This window comes from Cupriavidus sp. CuC1 (assembly GCF_044627735.1).
Taxonomy (GTDB): domain Bacteria; phylum Pseudomonadota; class Gammaproteobacteria; order Burkholderiales; family Burkholderiaceae; genus Cupriavidus; species Cupriavidus ulmosensis.
Genome location: NZ_JBIUHC010000073.1, coordinates 1 through 19,181 on the forward strand (window position 1 = coordinate 1; position 19,181 = coordinate 19,181).

A 19,181-nucleotide genomic window follows, 5' to 3' on the forward strand; every position below is an offset into this window, starting at 1 on the left:
CGAGGCCGGCTGCCCCGATGCCTGCCGCCGCGGCGCCGGCCTCGGTGCGCCGGGAGCCTGTGCCCCCGCGGCAGGCCGCCACGGATGCGCGCGATGCCCGCGATGCCCGCGATAGCGGCCCGGGCGATGACGTTCCGCCTTGGGAACACGCAGGCAGCAGCGACGTGCCGCCCTGGGAAGACCTCCCGCCCGATCTGCCCGTGATCGGGCCGTACGACAGCGATCCCGAGCCGATGCCCTCGCGCCAGGCCGCGCCCCGGCGCGAACCCGCACCGCGAGTTGCGCCGCCGGCTCCCGCTGCCGTGCAAGCCGCCCCGGCCGAGCCGGTGGCCCCGGTACGGCTCACGCCGCCGAAGCCGCCGGTGGCCGGCGAAGATGGCACGCCGCCGGTGTTCACCGGTGCCTGGCCGGCACTGGCTGCCAGCCTGCCGCTCAAGGGCCTCGCGCAGCAGCTGGCCTACCAGAGCGAGCTCGTCCAGGTCGTTGGCCGTACCTTCCACCTGCGCGCGCCGGTGGCGCCCATTACCGAGGCAGGCGTTGTCGAGCGCCTGCAGCAGACGCTGGCCGAGCATCTCGGCACCGAAGTGCGGGTGCAGTGCGAGATTGGCGCGGTGGCCGATACCGCCGCCGCGGCCGATGCCCAGGCCCGCGCCGAGCGCCAGCGCGAAGCCGAGGCCACCATCGAAGGGGATCCCTTCGTGCAGGGCTTGCTGCGCGAGTTTGGCGGCACGATCCTTGAGGGATCGATCCAGCCGCGCGCTGCCTGACCTCTTATTTTTGCCGGGCCGCCGGCGCCCATGACGCGCGGCGGCCCGTAACTTCTATCCAATCGCTAATCGGGAGCACTCCATGATGAAGGGCCAACTGGCCGGGCTGATGAAGCAAGCCCAGCAGATGCAGGAAAACATGAAGAAGATGCAGGAGCAGCTTGCCCTGATCGAGGTCGAGGGCCAGTCCGGCGCCGGCCTGGTCAAGGTGGTGATGACCTGCAAGAACGACGTCAAGCGCGTCTCCATCGACCCCAGCCTGCTCGCCGAAGGCGAAGACAAGGAACTGCTGGAAGACCTGGTTGCCGCCGCGTTCAACGACGCCGTGCGCAAGGCCGAGGCTACCTCGCAGGAAAAGATGGGCTCGATGACCTCCGGCCTGCCGTTGCCCCCGGGCTTCAAGCTGCCGTTCTGAGCCTGACACGGAGCCCGCATGATTCTCGAATCCGCAGTGCTGCCGGTGCGCCCCGGCCAGGAAGCCGCCTTTGAAGCGGCCTTCGGGCAGGCGCGCCATATCATCGCGGGCATGCCGGGCTTCCTTGGGCTTGAGCTGCATCGCGGCATCGAGCAGCCGTCGGCGTACCTGCTGACGGTGCGCTGGCGCACGCTGGAAGCCCACACCGAGGGTTTTCGCGGCTCGCCCGAGTACCAGCAGTGGAAAGCCTTGCTGCATCATTTCTACGAGCCGTTTCCCACCGTGCTGCATCACGTGCCGGTGGTGAGCATGGCTGCGCCCGGGGAGCCGGCATGAAGGGTGCTCCCCCGACCTCGCTGCAGGCGCTGATCGAGGCGCTGCGGGTCTTGCCCGGCGTGGGGCCGAAGTCGGCCCAGCGCATGGCTTACCACCTGCTGCAGCACGACCGCGAAGGCGCCCGCAAGCTGGGCGACGCCTTGCGCGGCGCGGCCGATGGCATCAAGCATTGCTCGCGCTGCAATACCTTCACCGAGCAGGAGATCTGCTCGACCTGCCTGGATGAGCGGCGCGACGCCTCGCTGCTGTGCGTGGTGGAGACGCCGTCCGACCAGATCATGATCGAGCAGACGCTGACCTATCGCGGCCAGTATTTCGTGCTGATGGGCCGGCTCTCGCCGCTCGACGGCATCGGCCCGCGCGAGATCCACCTGGACCGGCTGCTGGCGCGCGCCACCGATCCCGCCATGGGCGGGCCGGTGACGGAGGTGATCGTCGCCACCAATTTCACCAGCGAAGGCGAGGCCACGGCGCACTACGTCGGCGAGATGCTCAAGGCGCGCGGCCTCAAGGTGTCGCGCCTGGCGCGCGGCGTGCCGGTGGGCGGCGAGCTCGAATACGTCGATGCCGGCACCATTGCCCGCGCGGTGATGGACCGGCGCGCGGTGTAGCCGTGCCCGATCGTATCGCCATGCATGGGTCCGTGCGCCGGGTCACGATCGCATGAATCTCGCCCGTTTCGACCTTGTCACGCTTGGCTTGTTCGTGGCCGTGGCCCGCCAGGGCAGCATTTCCGCCGGCGCGCGCCAGTCGCACCTGGCGGTGGCGGCGGCCAGCAAGCGTATTTCCGACCTGGAGGCCGCCGTTGGCGCGCCGCTGTTCTTCCGTCACGCGGCCGGGGTGCAGCTGACCGAGGCCGGGCAGGCGTGCTTTCACCATGCGCTGACCATCCTGCAGGACGTGGAACGCATGGCCGGCGTGATGTCGGACTACGCCAGCGGCGTGCGCGGCCAGGTGCGCGTGTGCGCCAACACCTCGGCCATCACGCAGTTCCTGCCCGACGACCTGGCGACCTTCATGGCGCTGCATCCCACCATCCGCATCGAGCTCGAGGAGCAGAACAGCAGCGAGATCGTGGCCGCGCTGGTGGAGAACCGCGCGGATGTGGGCATCTTTGCCGACCGCACGCCCAGCGCGGGCCTGGTCACGGTGGAGTACCGGCAGGACGAACTGGTGCTGGTCACGCCGCCGGGCCATCCGCTGTCCGAGCGCGGGCCCGTGCGCTATGCGGACACGCTGGAATACGACTTCGTCAGCTTGCCGCAGGTCACCTCGCTGGCGGCCCGCCTGCTGGAGGAAAGCAGCCGGCTCGACCGGCCTTTCCGCCTGCGCATCCAGGTGCGCAGCTTCGACGCCATGTGCCGCATGGTGATGGCGGGGCTGGGCGTGGGCGTGTTGCCGCGCATCGCGGCCGAGCCCCATGTGCAGTCGATGGGTCTGTCGCTGGTGGGGCTGCAGGATGCCTGGGCGCGCCGCACGCTGCTGATCGGCATGCGCGATCCTGCCGGCCTGACGGTGTCGGCGCGGCTGCTCATCACCCATCTTTGCGGCGATCGCGCGCCGTTTTGAAGCCCTAGCGCTGATTTGCGCCGTTCTCGTGGCTGGTCCGGGGCTTTCGCGTTCCGAGTAGGCCCGCTTCTCCGAATGCCGATTCCGCCAGCCGCCCGGCTGGGGCACACTGCGTCGAAACAAGGCGTGCTGCCAGCCGCACTGGCCGCACTGGCCGCGGCGCATCCTTTTGGCACACGCCCGCTGTAATCCACACCGCACGGAGACACCCCCACCATGGCGCGACAGATCCTCGAAGGCATTCGGGTACTCGAACTCGGGCAACTGATTGCCGGCCCCTTCGCCGCCAAGACCCTCGCCGATTTTGGCGCCCACGTGGTCAAGGTGGAGCCGCCCGGACAGGGCGACCCGCTGCGCAAATGGCGCATGCTTTACGAGGACACCTCCGTCTGGTGGGAAGCGCAATCGCGCAACAAGCAATCCATCTGCATCGACCTGCGCAATCCGCAAGGGCAGGCCGTGGTGCGCAAGCTGGCCGCCGAGGCCGACGTGCTGATCGAGAACTTCCGTCCCGGCACCATGGAGAAATGGGGCCTGGGCTATGAAGCGCTGCGCGCGGAAAACCCCGGCCTGATCATGGCGCGCGTGTCCGGCTACGGCCAGACCGGTCCGAAGAAGGACGAGCCGGGCTTTGCCGCGGTGGCCGAGGCCATGGGCGGCCTGCGCTACCTGACCGGCGAGCCGGGCCGTGCCCCGGTGCGCGCCGGCCTGTCGCTGGGCGACACCATTGCCGGCCTGCATGGCGCGCTCGGCGTGCTGCTGGCGTTGTACGAGCGCGATGCGCGCGGCGGCGAAGGGCAGGTGATCGACGTGGCGCTGTACGAGTCGCTGTTCAACCTGAGCGAAAGCCTGCTGCCCGAATACTCGGCCTTTGGCGCCGTGCGCCAGCCGGCTGGCGGCGCCTTGCCCGGCATCGCGCCATCCAACGCCTATCCCTGCGCCAGCGGCGAGTACGTGCTGGTGGCCGCCAACGGCGACGCCATCTTCAAGCGCCTGATGCATGCCATCGGCCGCGCCGACCTGGGTGACGATCCGGCGCTCGCGCGCAACGACGGCCGCGTCAAGCGCGTCGACGAGATCGATGCGGCCATCACCGCGTGGACGCGCACGCAAAGCGTGGAAGATGCGCTGGCGGTGCTCAAGCAGGCCGAAGTGCCGTCCGGGCGCATCTACACGGTCAAGGACATCTCGGAGGACCCGCACTACCGTGCGCGCGGCGTGATCGAAAGCGTGACCGCAGCCAGCGGCCTGACGGTCGAAGTGCCTGGCATCATGCCCAAGCTCTCGGGCAGCCCGGGCGCCATCCATGACCGCGCGCCCACGCTGGGCGAGCATACCGACAGCGTGCTGGAGGCGGCCGGCTTCGACGCCGCCACCATTGCCGACATGCGCGCACGCGGGGTGGTGGCATGAGCGCGCCATCCATGCCGCGCGGCCCGGCCCGCATCGAGATCAACGAAGTCGCGCCACGCGACGGCTTGCAGATCGAGCCGGCCGTGGTCCCGACCGACGCCAAGGTGGCCTTCCTGGACGCCTTGTCCGCCTGCGGCTTTGCCCGCATCGAAGCCACGTCCTTTACCTCGGCCAAGGCCATCCCCGCATTGGCCGATGCCGAAGCGGTGATGCACCGCATGCAGCGCGGCGCGGGCGTGCGCTACACCGCGCTGGTGCCGAACCTGCGCGGCCTGGAGCGCGCGCTGTCGTGCCGGCCCGATGAGCTCAACCTGGTGATGTCGGCCAGCGAGACGCACAACCGCGCCAACCTGCGCATGACGCGCGCCCAGTCGCAGGCCCAGCTGCTGGCGATGATCGAGGCGGCCAACGCGGCCGGCGTGCCGGTCAATGTGTCGCTGTCCACCGTGTTCGGCTGCCCCTTCGAGGGCGAGGTCGACGCCGATGCCGTGATGGCGCTGGCCGAGTCCTTCGCCCATGCTGGCGCGGCGGGCATCACGTTGTGCGACACCACCGGCATGGCCTATCCCACGCAGGTGGCCGCGCTGTGCGCGCGCTTCGGGCAAAGCCTGCCGCAGGCGGGCCTCACCATTCACCTGCACAACACCCGCGGCATGGGCCTGGCCAACGCGCTGGCCGCATGGCAAACGGGCGTGAGCCGTTTCGATGCCGCCGCCGGCGGCCTGGGCGGTTGCCCCTTTGCGCCCGGCGCAAGCGGTAACGTCAGCACCGAGGAACTGGTGCATATGTTCGACGCCATGGGCGTGGACACCGGGGTGGACCTGGCGCGCCTGCTCGATGTGGTGGCCGGTTTGCCGGCGCTGGTCCAGCGCGACACCGCCAGCCAGTTGCTGCGTGCCGGCACGCGCTTGCGCACGCATCAGCCGCCGGCCTGGCTGGCCGAGCATTTCGCCGGGCAGGGCTGACGCCCGCTGCGCGGCAAGAATCCCGAAGGACGGGTGCGCACCGCACGGCGAGGGCCGGCGGGCGCTGAACAAAAAACCAAGATCAACAAGCACCAAGCAGGAGACACTCCATGCCTCGCAATCCGGCATCTGCCGCCGCACGTCCCCAATCTTCCACGTCCGTCTCGCCTGCGCGCCGCAAGACGCTCGCCGTCGTGGCGCTGGCCGCCGCCGGCCTGGCCGGCACGGCCGCCTGGGCGCAGGACGGCGCCTACCCAACGCGCCCGGTCACGCTGGTGGTGTCCGCCGCAGCCGGCGGCACGACTGACCTGGCCGCGCGCATGATCTCCGAGCCCCTGTCCAAGGCCCTCGGCCAGCCGGTGGTGGTGGATAACCGTCCGGGCGGCTCGGGCGGCATCGCCGCGCAGACGGTGGCGCGCGCCAAGCCGGACGGCTACACGCTGATGGTGCAGTACTCGGGCTACCAGGTCATCTCGCCGCTGCTGATGAAGAACGCGTGGGACCCGGTGAAGGACTTCGCGCCGGTCGCCAACATCCTGTCGGCGCCGCAGGTGCTGGTGGTGCGGCCGAGCCTGCCGGTGAAGACGCTCAAGGAACTGGTGGCCTATGCCAAGGCCAACCCCAACAAGCTCAACTACGCGTCGTCGGGCAACGGCTCGCTGCAGCACGTCTCCACTGAGTTGCTGAACCAGATGGCCGGCATCCAGATCACCCATGTCCCATACAAAGGCACCGGCCCGGCCATGACCGACCTGCTGGGTGGCTCGGTGGATCTCACCATCACCACGCCGCCGCCGCTGATGGGGCATATCGCGGGCGGCAAGCTGCGCCCGCTGGTGGTCACCAGCAAGCAGCGCCTGCCCAGCCTGAAGGACGTGCCCTCCGCGCCGGAAGCGGGCTACCCCGATCTGGATGTGTCGTCCTGGTTCGCCATGTACGCGCCGGCCGGCACGCCCAAGCCGATCATCGACAAGCTCGCCGGCGAGATCGACCGCATCATGCAGACAGAGGCCTTCCGCAAGAAGGCGGAGGAGCTCGGCGCCGAGGCGAAGTTCATGGGCCCGGCGCAGCTCGCCACCTATCAGCGCAACGAGCTGGCGCGCTGGGCCAAGGTCATCAAGGCGGCCGATATCCACGCGGAATGATGCGTGCCCCCGGTGCCGGCAGTAAGCCGGCCGAAAGGCGCAACCTGTATCTTCGATGCTCGCTCACCGGTGCATGCCGGTGCAGCATAGGTGTTGATCCCGATGCGGCCTGGCGCGGCATCGGCTAGCATCGCAACTTGCCGCTACGCGGCACCACGAAAAGACGTGGCACACGATGGCATGCATCAGCGCGAGAGCGGCAGTCGACGGGTAATCAGGTAGGAGAGAGAAATGTATAACAAGAAATTCTGGAAGCAGGCGCTGCTCGCGCTGGCGCTGTTCCTGGCGGGCTGGTTCACCTTTGGCGGCTACGCCCAGGCACAGGGCAAGCCCGAGAAGACCAAGATCACCATCGCCGTGGGCGGCAAGAACCTGTTCTACTACCTGCCGCTGACCATTGCCGAGCGCCTCGGCTACTTCAAGGATGAAGGCCTCGACGTCGAGATCGTCGACTTCGCCGGCGGCGCCAAGGCACTGCAGGCCGTGGTGGGCGGCAGTGCCGACGTGGTGTCCGGCGCCTACGAGCACACCCTCAACCTGCAATCCAAGGGCCAGCAGTACCAGGAATTCGTGCTGCAGGGCCGCGCCCCGCAGATCGTGCTGGTGGTCTCCAACAAGACCATGCCCAACTTCAAGTCGGTGGCCGACCTGAAGGGCAAGAAGATCGGCGTGACCGCGCCGGGCTCCTCCACCAACATGATGGCCAACTTCGTGCTGGCAAAAGCCGGCCTGAAGGCATCGGACGTGTCCTTCATCGGTGTCGGCGCCAGCGCCGGCGCGGTGGCGGCCATGCGCTCCGGCCAGATCGACGCGATGGCCAACCTCGATCCGGTGGTGTCGATGCTGACCCAGAAGAATGAAGTGCGCATCGCCTCGGACACCCGCACGCTGAAGGACACCCAGGCTGTCTTTGGCGGCAATATGCCGTCGGGTTGCCTGTACGCGTCCACCGCCTTTATCCAGCAGAACCCGAACACCACGCAGGCGCTCACCAACGCCATGGTGCGCGCGCTCAAGTGGCTGCAAAAGGCTGGCCCGTCGGACATCGTCAAGACCGTGCCGGAAAGCTACCTGCTGGGCGACCGCGCGCTGTACCTGTCCGCCTGGGAAAAGGTCAAGGAAGCCATCTCGCCGGACGGCAGCATGCCGGCTGACGGCCCCAAGACCGCGCTCAACACGCTGCAGCAGTTCGACCCGGACCTGAAGGGCAAGACCATCAAGCTGGAGAACACCTTCACCAACACCTTCGTGCAGAAGGCGAACGCCAAGTACAAGTAAGGCATCGCCTGCGCCCAGGGTGCCGGCGGCCCGCTGCGTGCAGCGGGCCTTTGCATTGGCGCGCACCGATGCCACCCATGGCATCCGGCGCGCCGTCCTGAACCTGCTTTCCACGTCATTACTATCGCGCGGTGTCGCGGTGCCTGCATCCATCGCACCCGTTGCGTCATTCAGCACCGAACCCGCCAAGAGCCTGCCATGAGCACTCCCGCACTTTCCCTCGACAACGTCACCTGCACCTTCGTCTCCCGCGACGATCGCAGCCAGCGCTATACCGCCGTCAAGGAGACCACCCTGGACATCCAGCCCGGCGAGTTCGTCTCCGTGGTGGGGCCGACCGGCTGCGGCAAGTCCACCTTGCTCAATGTGGGGGCCGGCTTGCTGCAGCCTTCGATCGGCGAGGTACGGGTGTTCGGCGAGCCACTGCGCGGCATCAACACCCGTGCCGGCTACATGTTCCAGGCCGAGGCGCTGATGCCGTGGCGCAGCGCGCTGGACAACGTCATCGCCGGGCTTGAGTTCCGCGGCATGGCGCGCGCCCAAGCGGAGCAGGAGGGCGAGGCCTGGCTGCGCCGCGTTGGCCTGGGCGGCTTCGGCGACCGCTATCCGCACCAGCTCTCCGGCGGCATGCGCAAGCGCGTGAGCCTGGCCCAGACCTTGGTGCTCGATCCGGACATCATCCTGATGGACGAGCCGTTCTCCGCGCTCGACATCCAGACCCGCCAGCTGATGGAAAACGAGGTGCTGGAGCTGTGGGCGGCCAAGCGCAAGGCGGTGCTGTTCATCACCCACGACCTTGACGAGGCCATCGCCATGAGCGATCGCGTGGTGGTGCTGTCGGCAGGTCCCGGCACGCACCCGATCGGCGAGTTCGCCATCGACCTGCCGCGCCCGCGCGACGTGGCCGAGATCCGCAACCATCCGCGCTTCGTCGAGCTGCACGCGGCCATCTGGGACGTGCTGCGCGAGGAAGTCCTCAAGGGCTACGCGCAGCAGCGCAAGGTCGCCTGAGATGGCCCGGCGCGTTACCTTCCCATTCAATCCGGTCTGATTTCAATTCGAGTTTCGATTCCCATGGCTTTCCGTCCCGACTCCAAGGGCATGCTGCGATTCTGGCAGTTGCTCGTCCTCGTTGTGATCCTCGGCGCCTGGCATGCCGCCACGCGCTCGCAGCAGGTTGCTTTTTTCTTCGGTGAGCCGCTCATGGTGGCCCAGCGCATCTGGAACTGGTTTGTCGTCGAGCGCGACATCTACGTCCACCTCGGCGTGACCCTGATCGAGACGCTGCTGGCCTTTGGCATCGGCACGGCCGCCGGCCTTGGCGTTGGCCTGTGGCTGGCGCTCAGCCCGCTCACCTCAGCCATCCTGGATCCCTATATCAAGGCGATGAACTCGATGCCGCGCGTGATCCTGGCACCGATCTTTGCCGTCTGGTTCGGCCTGGGCATCTGGTCCAAGGTAGCGCTGGCGGTGACGCTGGTGTTCTTCATCGTGTTCTTCAACGTCTACCAGGGCGTCAAGGAAGTCAGCCCCGTGGTGTTGGCCAATGTGCGCATGCTGGGCGCGAGCCACAAGCAGCTGCTGCGCCATGTCTACCTGCCAAGCGCGACCAGCTGGGTGTTTTCCTCGCTGCACACCTCCGTCGGCCTGGCCTTCGTGGGCGCGGTGGTGGGTGAGTACCTGGGCTCGGCGCGCGGCGTCGGCTACCTGATCCTGCAGGCTGAGGGCACCTTCGACATCAACACCGTGTTTGCCGGCATCGTGGTGCTGACCGCGGCGGCGCTGGTGCTGGACACCATGGTGGGCGTGGTCGAGAAGCGCCTGATGAAGTGGCAGCCGCGCAGCGGCGAGACCGAACGCTTGTAAGGCGAGCACGCGATCAGCCAGGAAAACGGCCGGAGGAATCTTCCTCCGGCCGAGCCTGAAGATCGATCCGCTGCGGCAGGAACTGGCAGTACCGACCAATTGCCCGCCTTAGGCGGCGTGCAGCGAGTCCGGTCCCGCGCCGGTGCCCGCCGCCGGCGCAAAACGCACGCTGACGGTCAGGCCCGTGCCGGGCGTCTTCTCGAGTGTCACGGCGGCACGATGCGCGCGCGCGATCTCGCGCACGATTGGCAAGCCCAGGCCGCTGCCTTGCTGCGCCTGGTTGGATTCGCCACGATAGAAGCGGTGGAACACCTTGTCGCGCTCTTCATCGGCAACACCGGGGCCGCTATCGATGACCTGCAGCAATGGCTGGTGATCCGGGTCGCCCACGCGCACCGTCACCTGCGCACCCGGGCCGGCATATCGGATCGCGTTATCCACCAGGTTGCCGATCAGTTCCTGCAGCAGTTCTGCCTGTCCCATGACCTGCACCGGCGCCGGCGCTTCAAAGCCAAGATCGACCTGGCTGGCCAGCGCCACCGATGTCCATTCGAGCGCCGCTTCCCTGGCCAGCAGGTCCAGGCGCAAGGGCTGCAATGCCGGCGCGTAGCCACTGTCCGGCTCCAGGCGCGATAGCGACAGCAGTTGCTGCACGCCCTTGGCGGCGTGGCGCACGGTCTCGTGCAGCGGCCGCAGGTGACGGCGCATGCGTTCGCCATCTTGCTCGCGCAGCGCCAGCTCGGATTGCGCCTGCATGATGGCCAGCGGGGTCTTCAACTGGTGGGCGGCATCGGCAAAGAAGCGCTTGCGCGCCAGCAACATGCGGTGCAGGCGCGCGACGTACTGGTTGATCGCCTCGACCAGGGGCTTCATTTCGGCAGGCAGGTCTTTCTGCTCCAGTGGCGCCAGGTCGTCGGCGCCACGCTCGGCCACCGCGGCGCTGAGCCGGTGCAGTGGCCGCAGGCCGCGCCGCACGCCGAACCACACGATGCCCAGCGCCAGCGTGACCAGCACCATCTCCTGCTGCAGCGAGCCGGCGAGGATCTCGTGCGCCAGCGACTGGCGCGGCTCGATGGTCTCGCCGACCAGCACCCAGACCAGCCGCGCCTGCCCCGACGGCATGTCGCGCACCGGTAGCGGCTGCGCTGCCATGCGTACCGGCTCGCCGCGGAAAGCGGCGTCGTAGAAGACGGTCTTGTAGAGCGGTTGCTTTGGCGTGGCCGGCATCGGCAGGTCGTCGTAGCCGGTCAGCGTGGCGCCGTGCTCGTCGCGAATCACGTAGTAGATCCGGCTGCCGGCCTCGGATTCGAAGATCTCCAACGCCAGGTAGGGGACCTCGATGGCGAAGCGGCCTTCATGCAAGCGGATGCCTTCGCGCATCGATTTGAGTGAGGCTTCCAGCGTGCGGTCGAACGCCACGTCGGCGGCATCCATCGCGCGGTGATAGGTCATCCATGCGTCCAGCGCCAGCAGGGCCAGCAACGGCAGCAGCAGCCAGAGCGAGAGCTGCAGGCGCAGGCTCGGGACTTTCATCGGGCGGCAGGCGTGGCCGCGCCCGCTTGCGTGCAGGCGTCCAGCAGGTAGCCCAGCCCGCGCAGGGTCACGATGGCCACGCCGCTGCCTTCGAGCTTCTTGCGCAGGCGGTGCACGTAGATTTCGATGGCGTCCGGGTTGACCGATTCGTCGATGCCGAAAATCTTCTCCGACATGGCTTCCTTGTTGACGGCGCGTCCGTCGCGCAGCATCAGCACCTCGAGCACGGCGCGCTCGCGCCGGGTCAGCGCCAGGGGTACGCCGCCCAGCACGAAGGCGCGGCTGATGCCGTCGTAGCACAGCGTGCCGCATTGCAGCTGCGTGCTCTCGTGGCCAAAGCTGCGGCGTATCAGCGCGCGTGCGCGGGCTTCCAGCTCCGACAGGTCGAAGGGCTTGGACAGGTAGTCGTCCGCGCCGAGGTTGAGTCCCTTCACGCGGTCCTCGACCGAGCCGTGCGCCGTCAGGATCAACACGGGCATGGCATTGCGCCGCTGCCGCAGGCGTCGCAGCACCTCCAGGCCATCGAGCTTGGGCAGGCCCAGGTCGAGGATGACCAGCGCGTAATCCTGGGTCGAGAGCAGATGATCCGCCGCGCGGCCATCGTGCATGCAGTCGACGGCGAAGCCCGCCTGGCTGAGCGCCTCGACCAGGGCATTAGCCAGCATCACATTGTCTTCAACGAGCAGGATTCGCATTCTCTTGGCGGGGGCGGGGCACCCGGGTGAAATCGGTGAAAGCGGGGAGGGCCGGAAAGGCGGGCCGCGCTGAGAAATACAGGTATCCGGCACGACTTTGAAGCTAGGGAAACTCCTAACCCCAATCGCTCGCGCGGCGATGAAATCCGTCGAATTTCGAAAGCGAACTGAAAGTGCGCCTGCCATACCATGCGTGCCATCCCGGGGGGCCTGCCCCGACATCACCACAACAAGCACAAATCACAAGAGGAGACAGCATGAAGTTCAAATCGATCGCGCTGGCAGCGATGGCCATGAGCCTGGCCGGTGGCGCCGCGGCGCAATCCAGCGTGACCCTGTACGGCATCATGGATGCCGGCATCGAATACGCCAGCCATGCCGGACCGAACGGCTCGGTGCTCAAGATGACCTCGGGCGGCAAGAACACCTCGCGCTGGGGCATGCGCGGCAGCGAGGACCTGGGCGGCGGGCTCAAGGCGCTGTTCCAGCTGGAGAGCGGCATCGCCATCGATACCGGCCGGCTGGATTCCGACGGCACGCTGTTCGATCGCCGCGCCATCGTTGGCTTGTCCAGCAAGTACGGGCAAGTGGTGCTGGGCCGCACCTTCACCACCACCTACGATTTCATGCTGCCGTTCGACCCGATGGGCTACGCGCCGAATTACTCGTGGGCGACCTCGGCGACCGCTACCGGCGATCGCAAGGACGGCTTGTTCTCACGCGCTTCCAACGCGATCCGCTACGACGGCACGTTTGGCGGCGTGAAGCTTGGCGCCACGGTGGCACTGGGCGAAGTGGCCGGCAGCTTCAAGAGCTTGTCCAAGTACGATCTCGGCGTAGGCTACAGCTCGGGTGGCTTTGCGGCGGCCGCAACCTGGGATCGCCAGAACGGCGCGGGCACGAGCGCCACGCCCGCCGATGTCACGGACTACATCCAGGGCATCCACGCCGGCGCCAGCTACGACTTCGGCGACCTCAAGCTCTACGCGGGCTATCGCAACTACAAGCGGACCTTCACCACGGCTGCCGCGTCTCACCGCAGCGACATGTACTGGGGCGGCGCGTCGTATGACTTCACGCCGGCGTTCACGTTGTATGGCGCGGTCTACAAGCAGAACATCAAGGGCGGCAGCGATGCCGATCCGATCCTGTTCTCGGTGCGCGCCCAGTACGCGCTGTCCAAGCGCACCACGGCCTACCTGTCGGGCGGTTATGCCAAGGCGCGCAACGGGCAGAACGTGAGCTTGTCCCGGGACTTCATCGGCTATGCGAACAACCAGGTGGGCGTGACCGCCGGCTTGCAGCATCGCTTCTGATGCGCGCCCTTATGGCTGCGTGAAGCGCCACTGAGCAAAAAAAGCGCCTGGTGCTACGGCCCCAGGCGCCTTTTTTCTTTTGCGCGGCGCCAAAGGCGCGCTGCATCAAGGCACGATGACGATCTTGCCGGTGACCTTGCGGGCTTCCATGTCTTTCAGGGCTTGCGGCGCCTGTTCCAGGGCATAGCGCGCGGAGATGTGCGGGCGGATCTTGCCTTCCTTCATCCAGCCCAGCATCTGCGCCATGTTGGCCTGGTTGGCCTTGGGCTCGCGCCGCGCAAAGTCGCCCCAGAACACGCCCACCAGCGAGGCGCCCTTGAGCAACGCCAGGTTCAGCGGCAGCTTCGGGATCTCGCCATTGGCAAAGCCCACCACCAGGTAGCGGCCGCGCCAGCCGATCGAGCGGAACGCCGGCTCGGCGTAGATGCCACCCACCGGGTCATAGATCACATCGGGGCCGCGGCCGTCGGTCAGCGCCTTCACGCGTTCACGCAGGTCTTCGGTGCTGTAGTTGATCAGCGCATCGGCGCCATGGTCCTTGCAGACCGTGAGCTTCTCGTCGGTGGAAGCGGCGGCGATCACGCGCGCGCCGATGGCCTTGCCGATTTCGATGGCGGCCAGGCCCACGCCGCCGGCAGCGCCGAGCACCAGCATGGTCTGGCCGGCCTTTAGCTCACCCCGGTCGATCACCGCGTGGTGCGAGGTGCCATAGGTGAGGGTGAACGCCGCGGCGGTCTCGAAGTCGATGCCCGGCGGCATCGGCACGACTGCGGCGGCGGGGGCCTTGGCCTGCGAGGCGAAGGCGCCGTTGCCCAGGTAGGCGATGACATTGTCGCCGGGCTTGACGTGCGTCACGCCTTCGCCGACCGCGTTGACCACGCCGGCCAGCTCCGAGCCTGGCGAGAATGGCAGTTGCGGCTTGGCCTGGTATTTGTTCTGGATGATGAGGACGTCGGGAAAATTCACGCCGGCTGCCTTTACGTCGATGACCACTTCGCCCGCGCCGGGCACCAGGTCGGGCAGGGTTTCGAGAACCAGCGAATCAGGCGGGCCCCAGGCTTTGCACAGTACGGCTTTCATCATGTCTCCAGTGATATGTTCGATGCCCGGCTGAAGATGGCGCAAAAGGGTGCATGCGCGGTGCACGCGAGGTCCATGCCAGTTGCGCCAGGCAGGCTCGGGCAAGTGTAGCGCAAAAATAGCACGGTCGTTCTGTTACAAGCTGGCGAGCCTGCCGCGGACGCCGCTTTGCGCCATGATTTGCGCTGCACACAGGGCGCTTGCGGCAGCCTTGTCAGGTACAATCCCGGCCATGCATATCCTCCTCGCAAACGATGACGGTTACCTGGCGCCGGGGCTAGCCGCGCTACATGCCGCGCTGGCGCCGCTGGCGCGCATCACGGTGATTGCGCCTGAGCAAAACCACAGCGGTGCTTCCAACTCGCTGACATTGCAGCGGCCACTGTCCATCTATGAAGCCCGGGAGGGCGTGCAGAAGGGTTTCCGCTTCGTCAACGGCACGCCAACCGATTGCGTGCATATCGCGCTGACCGGCCTGCTTGACGAGAAGCCCGACCTGGTGGTGTCCGGCATCAACCAGGGCCAGAACATGGGCGAGGACGTGCTGTATTCCGGCACGGTCGCCGCCGCCATCGAGGGCTTCCTGCTTGGCATTCCCTCGATCGCGTTTTCGCAGGTGGACAAAGGCTGGACCCACCTCGACGCCGCCGCGCGCGTGGCGCGCGACATCGTCGAGCGCTATATCGCCAAGCCCGCGGCCGAGCCGTTCCTGCTCAACGTCAATATTCCCAGCCTGCCGTTCGAACACATCAAGGGCTACCGTGCCACCCGGCTCGGCAAGCGCCATCCGTCCCAGCCGGTGATCACGCAGGTCAACCCGCGCGGCGATACCAACTATTGGATCGGGCCCGCCGGCGATGCGCGCGATGCGAGCGAGGGCACGGATTTCCACGCCACGGGCGAAGGCTTCGTGTCGCTGACCCCTTTGCAGCTGGACCTGACCCACCGCGGGCAGCTCGAGCAGATCAACCAGTGGCTGGCATAAGCCCTGCCGCGCGCAGTAGCCGGCCGTCATGAGTTCCGTCCCGCGTCGCCCTAAGTTTCCCCTGTCGCTGGACGCGGTGGTCGAGCGCAAGCCCGCGCCGGCGCGTACCGCCGGCATGCCTGCCGTGGGCGGCGCGCGCGGCGCGGCGATGGCCGCCAAATCGCGCGCGGCCAAGGCGCCTGCCGCGCCCACCCCGGCAGCGAGCGCCGTGCAGGCTCGCGCCAGCGCCGCCACGGCGGGCGGCGGCGGCATGGCCTCGGAGCGGGCGCGCGGCGCGCTGGCGGCGCGGCTCGTCGCCGCCGGCATCCGCGACGAGCGCGTGCTTGACGCGATTGCCACCATCCCGCGCCACCTGTTTGTCGAGCCCGGCCTGTCATCGCAAGCGTATGAAGACGCGGCGTTGCCGATCGGCCACCAGCAGACCATCTCCAAGCCGTCGGTGGTGGCTCGCATGATCGAGCTGTTGCGCGATGGCCTCGGCGCGGATGAGCCGCTGGAGCGCGTGCTGGAAATCGGCACCGGCTGCGGCTACCAGGCGGCGGTGCTGAGCCTGGTGGCGCGTGAAGTGTTCTCCATCGAGCGGATTCGTCCGCTGCACGAACAAGCCAAGGCGAACTTGCGGCCGCTGCGAGTGCCAAACCTGCGCCTGCATTATGGCGATGGCATGCTGGGTTTACCCCAGGCGGCGCCGTTTTCGTCGATTATCCTGGCGGCGGCCGGCATGGAGGTGCCTCAGGCGTTGCTGGAGCAGCTTGCCATTGGCGGGCGGCTGATTGCGCCCGTGGCGGTGGCTCCCCCCGCCGGCGGGCCCGGGCAGACCGTCACACAGCAATTGTTGTTGATCGAGCGGCGTAACCGGCATCGATTTCACCGGACCGCGCTTGAAGCCGTTTTCTTTGTGCCATTAAAATCGGGCACCATCTGAGTCGAACTATGCACAATATCGTGAACACGGAACGTTTCGCCCGCGCCGGGCAGCTCGCTACCGCCTCCCTGCTGCTGGCCCTGCTGGCCGCCTGTGCCTCCTCGCCCATGCCGGCGCCCGTGGTGGACCGCACCTCCGGAGCCGGCGTCGCCGGTGTCGTCCCGCTGGAGCCCGCGCCGCCTGGATACTATCGCGTCAAGCGAGGCGATACGCTTTATCGAATCGCGCTCGAGAACGGCCAGTCCTACCGCGATGTCGCGGCCTGGAATTCGCTGGCCAACGCCAACCAGATCGAAGTGGGCCAATTGTTGCGCGTGGCGCCTCCGGGTGCCGACGTCAACGCGGGCACCGGTGTCGCCACCATGCCGGTGGCGCCAGGCGGCGTGCAGGGCCAGCCGATCGACCAGGCCCGCCCGGTGCCCACGCCGGTTCCGTCGACAGCCACCGCTGGCGGGGCTTCCGCGCCCGCCGCCGATGGCTCGGTCAAGCTGGCATGGCCGGTCACCGGCCAGTTGATCGGGCATTTCGACGAAAAAGGCAACAAGGGCATCGATATTGCCGGCAAAAAGGGCGATCCGGTGCAGGCAGCCGACGATGGCCGCGTGATTCACGTTGGCCCCTTGCGCGGCTACGGGAATCTTGTCATCATCAAACACAACGATACATATCTCACTGCGTACGGCCACAACGACAAGGTGCTGGTGACGGAGCAGGCAACGGTCCGCAAGGGACAAAAGATTGCAGAGATGGGTAACAGTGACACCGATCGTGTGAAGCTGCATTTCGAGGTACGCAAGAACGGGAAACCAGTCGATCCGATGCGGTATCTGCCGCCACAGTGAGGGTTCATGCCACGCCAGAAAACTGTCTCCACCGGAAGCACCAGCCGCGCTCGGCGTCCCAAGCAGCCGGAGTTGCAGCAGTCCACTGGCGTGGCGCAAGCCGATGCCGATGCAGATTCCGAGGCCTACGGCCAGGACCCGGCCGCCGACCTGGTTCCGCTTACCGATGAGCCCATCACCACGGGTACGGCGGTAGGCCTGCGCGAGGCCGACCTGATGGTCGAGGAAGTCGAGCGCCAGGCCCGCGACGAGGACGAAGAAGAATCCGAGGACGAAGAAGAGGGCGAGGCCACCGCCGAGCCCGCCGCGCCCGATCACGACGACTTCCGCACCGTGCTGCACACCGAGCTGGCAGCCGATACCGTCCAGCATTACCTGAATCGCATCAGCATCAAGCCGCTGCTGTCCGCGCCCGAAGAGCTGCATTTTTCCACCCTGGCCAAGGGCGGCGATTTCTCGGCGCGGCAGGTCATGATCGAGCGTAACCTGCGGCTGGTGGTCAGCATCGCCAAGGGCTACCTCAATCGCGGCGTGCCGCTGCTGGACCTGATCGAGGAAGGCAATCTCGGCCTGATGCATGCCATCGAGAAATTCGATCCCTCCCGCGGATTCCGTTTCTCGACCTACGCCACATGGTGGATACGCCAGAGCATCGAGCGCGCCATCATGAACCAGGCCCGCACCGTACGCCTGCCGGTCCATGTCATCCGCGAACTCAACCAGGTGCTGCGCGCCAAGCGCCATCTGGAGAAGGGCGGCACCGACGGCCGCGATGCCAGCCTGGAAGACATTGCCCACTTGCTGGGCAAGACCCCCGACGAAATACAAGACGTGCTCGCGCTCAACGAGCACACCACCTCGCTCGACACGCCATTCGATCTCGATCCCGGATCCAGCCTGCTTGATTTCCTCTCGGACGAGCACAACGCTGCGCCCGACCAGGAAGTCGCGCACCGCGAGCTGGAAAACCTGATGAAACAATGGTTGGCGCGTTTGTCCGAAAAGCACCGCTATGTTGTCGAGCGCCGCTTCGGGCTTAATCACATCGAGCCGGCCACGCTGGAAGAACTTGCCGAGGAAATGGGGCTGACGCGCGAGCGTGTGCGCCAGATCCAGCAAGAGGCGCTGGTCAAGCTCAAACGCCATTTTGCTTCGCAAGGCGTGCGCAAGGACGCTGTTCTATGACACCTGTGCTGGTATTCGACATCGAGACGATTCCCGATGTCGATGGTTTGCGTCGTCTGCACGACCATCCCGATTCCATGACCGATGCCGAGGTCGCCGAACATGCTTTCGCGGCCCGCCGCGAGAAAAACGGCACCGATTTCCTGCCACACTACCTGCAGCGCATCGCGGCCATTTCCTGCGTGCTGCGCCGTAACCAGCGCGACGGCACCCCGGTCTTCCATGTGGGCTCGCTTGGCACGCTGGAAGACGGCGAGGCGGTGCTGATCCAGAAGTTCTATGACCTGGTGGCGCGCTACTCGCCCCAGATGGTGTCGTGGAACGGTGGCGGCTTCGACCTGCCTGTGCTGCATTATCGCGGGCTGGTGCATGGCATTGTCGCGCCGCGCTACTGGGAAATGGGCGAAGGCAGCGAGTCAGATAGCCGCGAATTCAAGTGGAACAACTACATCAGTCGTTACCACATGCGGCACCTGGACCTGATGGACCTGCTGGCGATGTACCAGCCCCGCGCCAGCGCACCGCTGGACGATCTGGCCAAGCTGTGCGGCTTTCCCGGCAAGATGGGCATGGACGGCAGCAAGGTCTGGCAGGCCTACCAGGACGGCCAGCTGCCCGCGATCCGCGACTACTGCGAGACCGACGTCGTCAACACCTACCTGGTGTACTGCCGCTTCCAGCTGATGCGCGGCGGCCTCACGCCGAAGCAGTTCGATACCGAAATCGAATTCGTGCAGGAGTCGCTCGCCGAGTTGCCGGGCTCCCAGTGGATCCAGTACCTCCAGTCCTTCCGCATCAAGCCGGTGTACGCCGGCGGCGATGATGACGAAGAACCGGAAATCTAAGCGCGTCCCGGCGCGCCCCGT

Annotated in this window: 20 protein-coding genes; 17 read left to right on the plus strand and 3 right to left on the minus strand. The window is 67.0% G+C overall.

What is annotated here, in order from left to right; genetic code table 11:
• The 11 genes from ACGLHR_RS27830 to ACGLHR_RS27880 form a co-directional block, all read left to right on the plus strand.
• Positions 1–767 (plus strand): DNA polymerase III subunit gamma/tau C-terminal domain-containing protein (locus tag ACGLHR_RS27830; protein WP_400097499.1); only part of this gene is annotated, 767 nt, incomplete at its 5' end.
• Positions 768–849: 82 nt separating this feature from the next.
• Positions 850–1,182, plus strand: coding sequence for a YbaB/EbfC family nucleoid-associated protein (locus ACGLHR_RS27835; protein WP_006157727.1), 333 nt, complete (start codon positions 850–852; stop codon positions 1,180–1,182).
• A gap of 18 nt (positions 1,183–1,200) precedes the next feature.
• Positions 1,201–1,518: an antibiotic biosynthesis monooxygenase gene (locus ACGLHR_RS27840; protein WP_267603649.1), complete on the plus strand. Its 318-nt coding sequence runs from the start codon at positions 1,201–1,203 to the stop codon at positions 1,516–1,518.
• Positions 1,515–2,129 (plus strand): recombination mediator RecR, encoded by a 615-nt coding sequence (gene recR, locus ACGLHR_RS27845; protein ID WP_150993105.1) that lies wholly within the window; start codon positions 1,515–1,517, stop codon positions 2,127–2,129. Before ACGLHR_RS27840 ends, recR begins: the two co-directional genes overlap by 4 nt.
• A gap of 52 nt (positions 2,130–2,181) precedes the next feature.
• Complete coding sequence (locus tag ACGLHR_RS27850) at positions 2,182–3,087, plus strand: LysR family transcriptional regulator (protein WP_043347514.1); 906 nt, start codon at positions 2,182–2,184, stop codon at positions 3,085–3,087.
• Positions 3,088–3,303: 216 nt separating this feature from the next.
• Positions 3,304–4,500, plus strand: a complete 1,197-nt coding sequence (locus ACGLHR_RS27855; RefSeq protein ID WP_400097502.1) for a CaiB/BaiF CoA transferase family protein — start codon at positions 3,304–3,306, stop codon at positions 4,498–4,500.
• Entirely contained in the window at positions 4,497–5,465 is a 969-nt protein-coding gene (locus ACGLHR_RS27860; RefSeq protein WP_400097504.1) for a hydroxymethylglutaryl-CoA lyase, read from the plus strand. Before ACGLHR_RS27855 ends, ACGLHR_RS27860 begins: the two co-directional genes overlap by 4 nt.
• A 110-nt stretch (positions 5,466–5,575) precedes the next feature.
• Complete coding sequence (locus ACGLHR_RS27865; RefSeq protein ID WP_267603643.1) at positions 5,576–6,610, plus strand: tripartite tricarboxylate transporter substrate binding protein; 1,035 nt, start codon at positions 5,576–5,578, stop codon at positions 6,608–6,610.
• A gap of 231 nt (positions 6,611–6,841) precedes the next feature.
• A complete protein-coding gene (locus ACGLHR_RS27870; RefSeq protein WP_400097506.1) occupies positions 6,842–7,888 on the plus strand; it encodes an ABC transporter substrate-binding protein in 1,047 nt (348 codons plus the stop codon).
• Positions 7,889–8,086: 198 nt separating this feature from the next.
• Positions 8,087–8,899 carry an ABC transporter ATP-binding protein gene (locus ACGLHR_RS27875; RefSeq protein ID WP_318231107.1) on the plus strand — a complete coding sequence of 271 codons (813 nt, stop codon included), beginning with the start codon at positions 8,087–8,089 and terminating at the stop codon, positions 8,897–8,899.
• Positions 8,900–8,962: 63 nt separating this feature from the next.
• Complete coding sequence (locus tag ACGLHR_RS27880) at positions 8,963–9,754, plus strand: ABC transporter permease (protein ID WP_400097508.1); 792 nt, start codon at positions 8,963–8,965, stop codon at positions 9,752–9,754.
• A 108-nt stretch (positions 9,755–9,862) separates the two neighbouring features.
• On the opposite strand, the gene ACGLHR_RS27885 is transcribed toward ACGLHR_RS27880, so the two are convergent.
• Complete coding sequence (locus ACGLHR_RS27885) at positions 9,863–11,287, minus strand: sensor histidine kinase N-terminal domain-containing protein (RefSeq protein WP_400097510.1); 1,425 nt, start codon at positions 11,285–11,287, stop codon at positions 9,863–9,865.
• A complete protein-coding gene (locus ACGLHR_RS27890) occupies positions 11,284–11,982 on the minus strand; it encodes a response regulator (protein ID WP_267603637.1) in 699 nt (232 codons plus the stop codon). Before ACGLHR_RS27890 ends, ACGLHR_RS27885 begins: the two co-directional genes overlap by 4 nt.
• Positions 11,983–12,239: 257 nt before the next feature.
• On the opposite strand from ACGLHR_RS27890, the gene ACGLHR_RS27895 reads away from it, so the two are divergent.
• On the plus strand, positions 12,240–13,298 hold the full coding sequence (locus tag ACGLHR_RS27895) for a porin (protein ID WP_400097512.1): 1,059 nt from the start codon (positions 12,240–12,242) through the stop codon (positions 13,296–13,298).
• A gap of 105 nt (positions 13,299–13,403) precedes the next feature.
• Here ACGLHR_RS27895 and ACGLHR_RS27900 read toward each other — a convergent pair whose 3' ends face one another.
• Positions 13,404–14,378, minus strand: a complete 975-nt coding sequence (locus ACGLHR_RS27900) for an NADPH:quinone oxidoreductase family protein (protein ID WP_400097555.1) — start codon at positions 14,376–14,378, stop codon at positions 13,404–13,406.
• Positions 14,379–14,610: 232 nt separating this feature from the next.
• Here ACGLHR_RS27900 and surE point away from each other — a divergent pair, with 232 nt between their 5' ends.
• From surE to ACGLHR_RS27925, 5 genes are read left to right on the plus strand one after another with little or no spacing between them, the layout of a single operon-like run.
• Complete coding sequence (gene surE, locus ACGLHR_RS27905) at positions 14,611–15,363, plus strand: 5'/3'-nucleotidase SurE (RefSeq protein ID WP_006157739.1); 753 nt, start codon at positions 14,611–14,613, stop codon at positions 15,361–15,363.
• Between the two features lie 28 nt (positions 15,364–15,391).
• Positions 15,392–16,288 (plus strand): protein-L-isoaspartate(D-aspartate) O-methyltransferase, encoded by an 897-nt coding sequence (locus ACGLHR_RS27910; RefSeq protein ID WP_318231103.1) that lies wholly within the window; start codon positions 15,392–15,394, stop codon positions 16,286–16,288.
• Positions 16,289–16,296: 8 nt separating this feature from the next.
• A complete protein-coding gene (locus ACGLHR_RS27915; RefSeq protein ID WP_400097515.1) occupies positions 16,297–17,130 on the plus strand; it encodes a peptidoglycan DD-metalloendopeptidase family protein in 834 nt (277 codons plus the stop codon).
• Positions 17,131–17,136: 6 nt separating this feature from the next.
• The gene (rpoS, locus tag ACGLHR_RS27920; RefSeq protein WP_400097517.1) at positions 17,137–18,315 is read left to right on the plus strand and encodes an RNA polymerase sigma factor RpoS; all 1,179 of its coding nucleotides are present in this window, start codon (positions 17,137–17,139) and stop codon (positions 18,313–18,315) included.
• Positions 18,312–19,160, plus strand: a complete 849-nt coding sequence (locus ACGLHR_RS27925) for a 3'-5' exonuclease (RefSeq protein ID WP_174423309.1) — start codon at positions 18,312–18,314, stop codon at positions 19,158–19,160. Before rpoS ends, ACGLHR_RS27925 begins: the two co-directional genes overlap by 4 nt.
• Positions 19,161–19,181: the final 21 nt, after the last annotated feature.

Bases quoted from the DNA above. Each gene is read 5' to 3' on its own strand.
- ACGLHR_RS27860 (WP_400097504.1), top strand. From the start codon at position 4,497: ATGAGCGCGCCATCCATGCCGCGCGGCCCGGCCCGCATCGAGATCAAC.
- rpoS (WP_400097517.1), top strand. From the start codon at position 17,137: ATGCCACGCCAGAAAACTGTCTCCACCGGAAGCACCAGCCGCGCTCGG.
- recR (WP_150993105.1), top strand. From the start codon at position 1,515: ATGAAGGGTGCTCCCCCGACCTCGCTGCAGGCGCTGATCGAGGCGCTG.
- ACGLHR_RS27880 (WP_400097508.1), top strand. From the start codon at position 8,963: ATGGCTTTCCGTCCCGACTCCAAGGGCATGCTGCGATTCTGGCAGTTG.
- ACGLHR_RS27890 (WP_267603637.1), bottom strand. From the start codon at position 11,982: ATGCGAATCCTGCTCGTTGAAGACAATGTGATGCTGGCTAATGCCCTG.
- ACGLHR_RS27875 (WP_318231107.1), top strand. From the start codon at position 8,087: ATGAGCACTCCCGCACTTTCCCTCGACAACGTCACCTGCACCTTCGTC.
- surE (WP_006157739.1), top strand. From the start codon at position 14,611: ATGCATATCCTCCTCGCAAACGATGACGGTTACCTGGCGCCGGGGCTA.
- ACGLHR_RS27915 (WP_400097515.1), top strand. From the start codon at position 16,297: ATGCACAATATCGTGAACACGGAACGTTTCGCCCGCGCCGGGCAGCTC.
- ACGLHR_RS27835 (WP_006157727.1), top strand. From the start codon at position 850: ATGATGAAGGGCCAACTGGCCGGGCTGATGAAGCAAGCCCAGCAGATG.
- ACGLHR_RS27925 (WP_174423309.1), top strand. From the start codon at position 18,312: ATGACACCTGTGCTGGTATTCGACATCGAGACGATTCCCGATGTCGAT.
- ACGLHR_RS27870 (WP_400097506.1), top strand. From the start codon at position 6,842: ATGTATAACAAGAAATTCTGGAAGCAGGCGCTGCTCGCGCTGGCGCTG.
- ACGLHR_RS27895 (WP_400097512.1), top strand. From the start codon at position 12,240: ATGAAGTTCAAATCGATCGCGCTGGCAGCGATGGCCATGAGCCTGGCC.
- ACGLHR_RS27855 (WP_400097502.1), top strand. From the start codon at position 3,304: ATGGCGCGACAGATCCTCGAAGGCATTCGGGTACTCGAACTCGGGCAA.
- ACGLHR_RS27885 (WP_400097510.1), bottom strand. From the start codon at position 11,287: ATGAAAGTCCCGAGCCTGCGCCTGCAGCTCTCGCTCTGGCTGCTGCTG.
- ACGLHR_RS27865 (WP_267603643.1), top strand. From the start codon at position 5,576: ATGCCTCGCAATCCGGCATCTGCCGCCGCACGTCCCCAATCTTCCACG.
- ACGLHR_RS27900 (WP_400097555.1), bottom strand. From the start codon at position 14,378: ATGAAAGCCGTACTGTGCAAAGCCTGGGGCCCGCCTGATTCGCTGGTT.
- ACGLHR_RS27840 (WP_267603649.1), top strand. From the start codon at position 1,201: ATGATTCTCGAATCCGCAGTGCTGCCGGTGCGCCCCGGCCAGGAAGCC.
- ACGLHR_RS27910 (WP_318231103.1), top strand. From the start codon at position 15,392: ATGAGTTCCGTCCCGCGTCGCCCTAAGTTTCCCCTGTCGCTGGACGCG.
- ACGLHR_RS27850 (WP_043347514.1), top strand. From the start codon at position 2,182: ATGAATCTCGCCCGTTTCGACCTTGTCACGCTTGGCTTGTTCGTGGCC.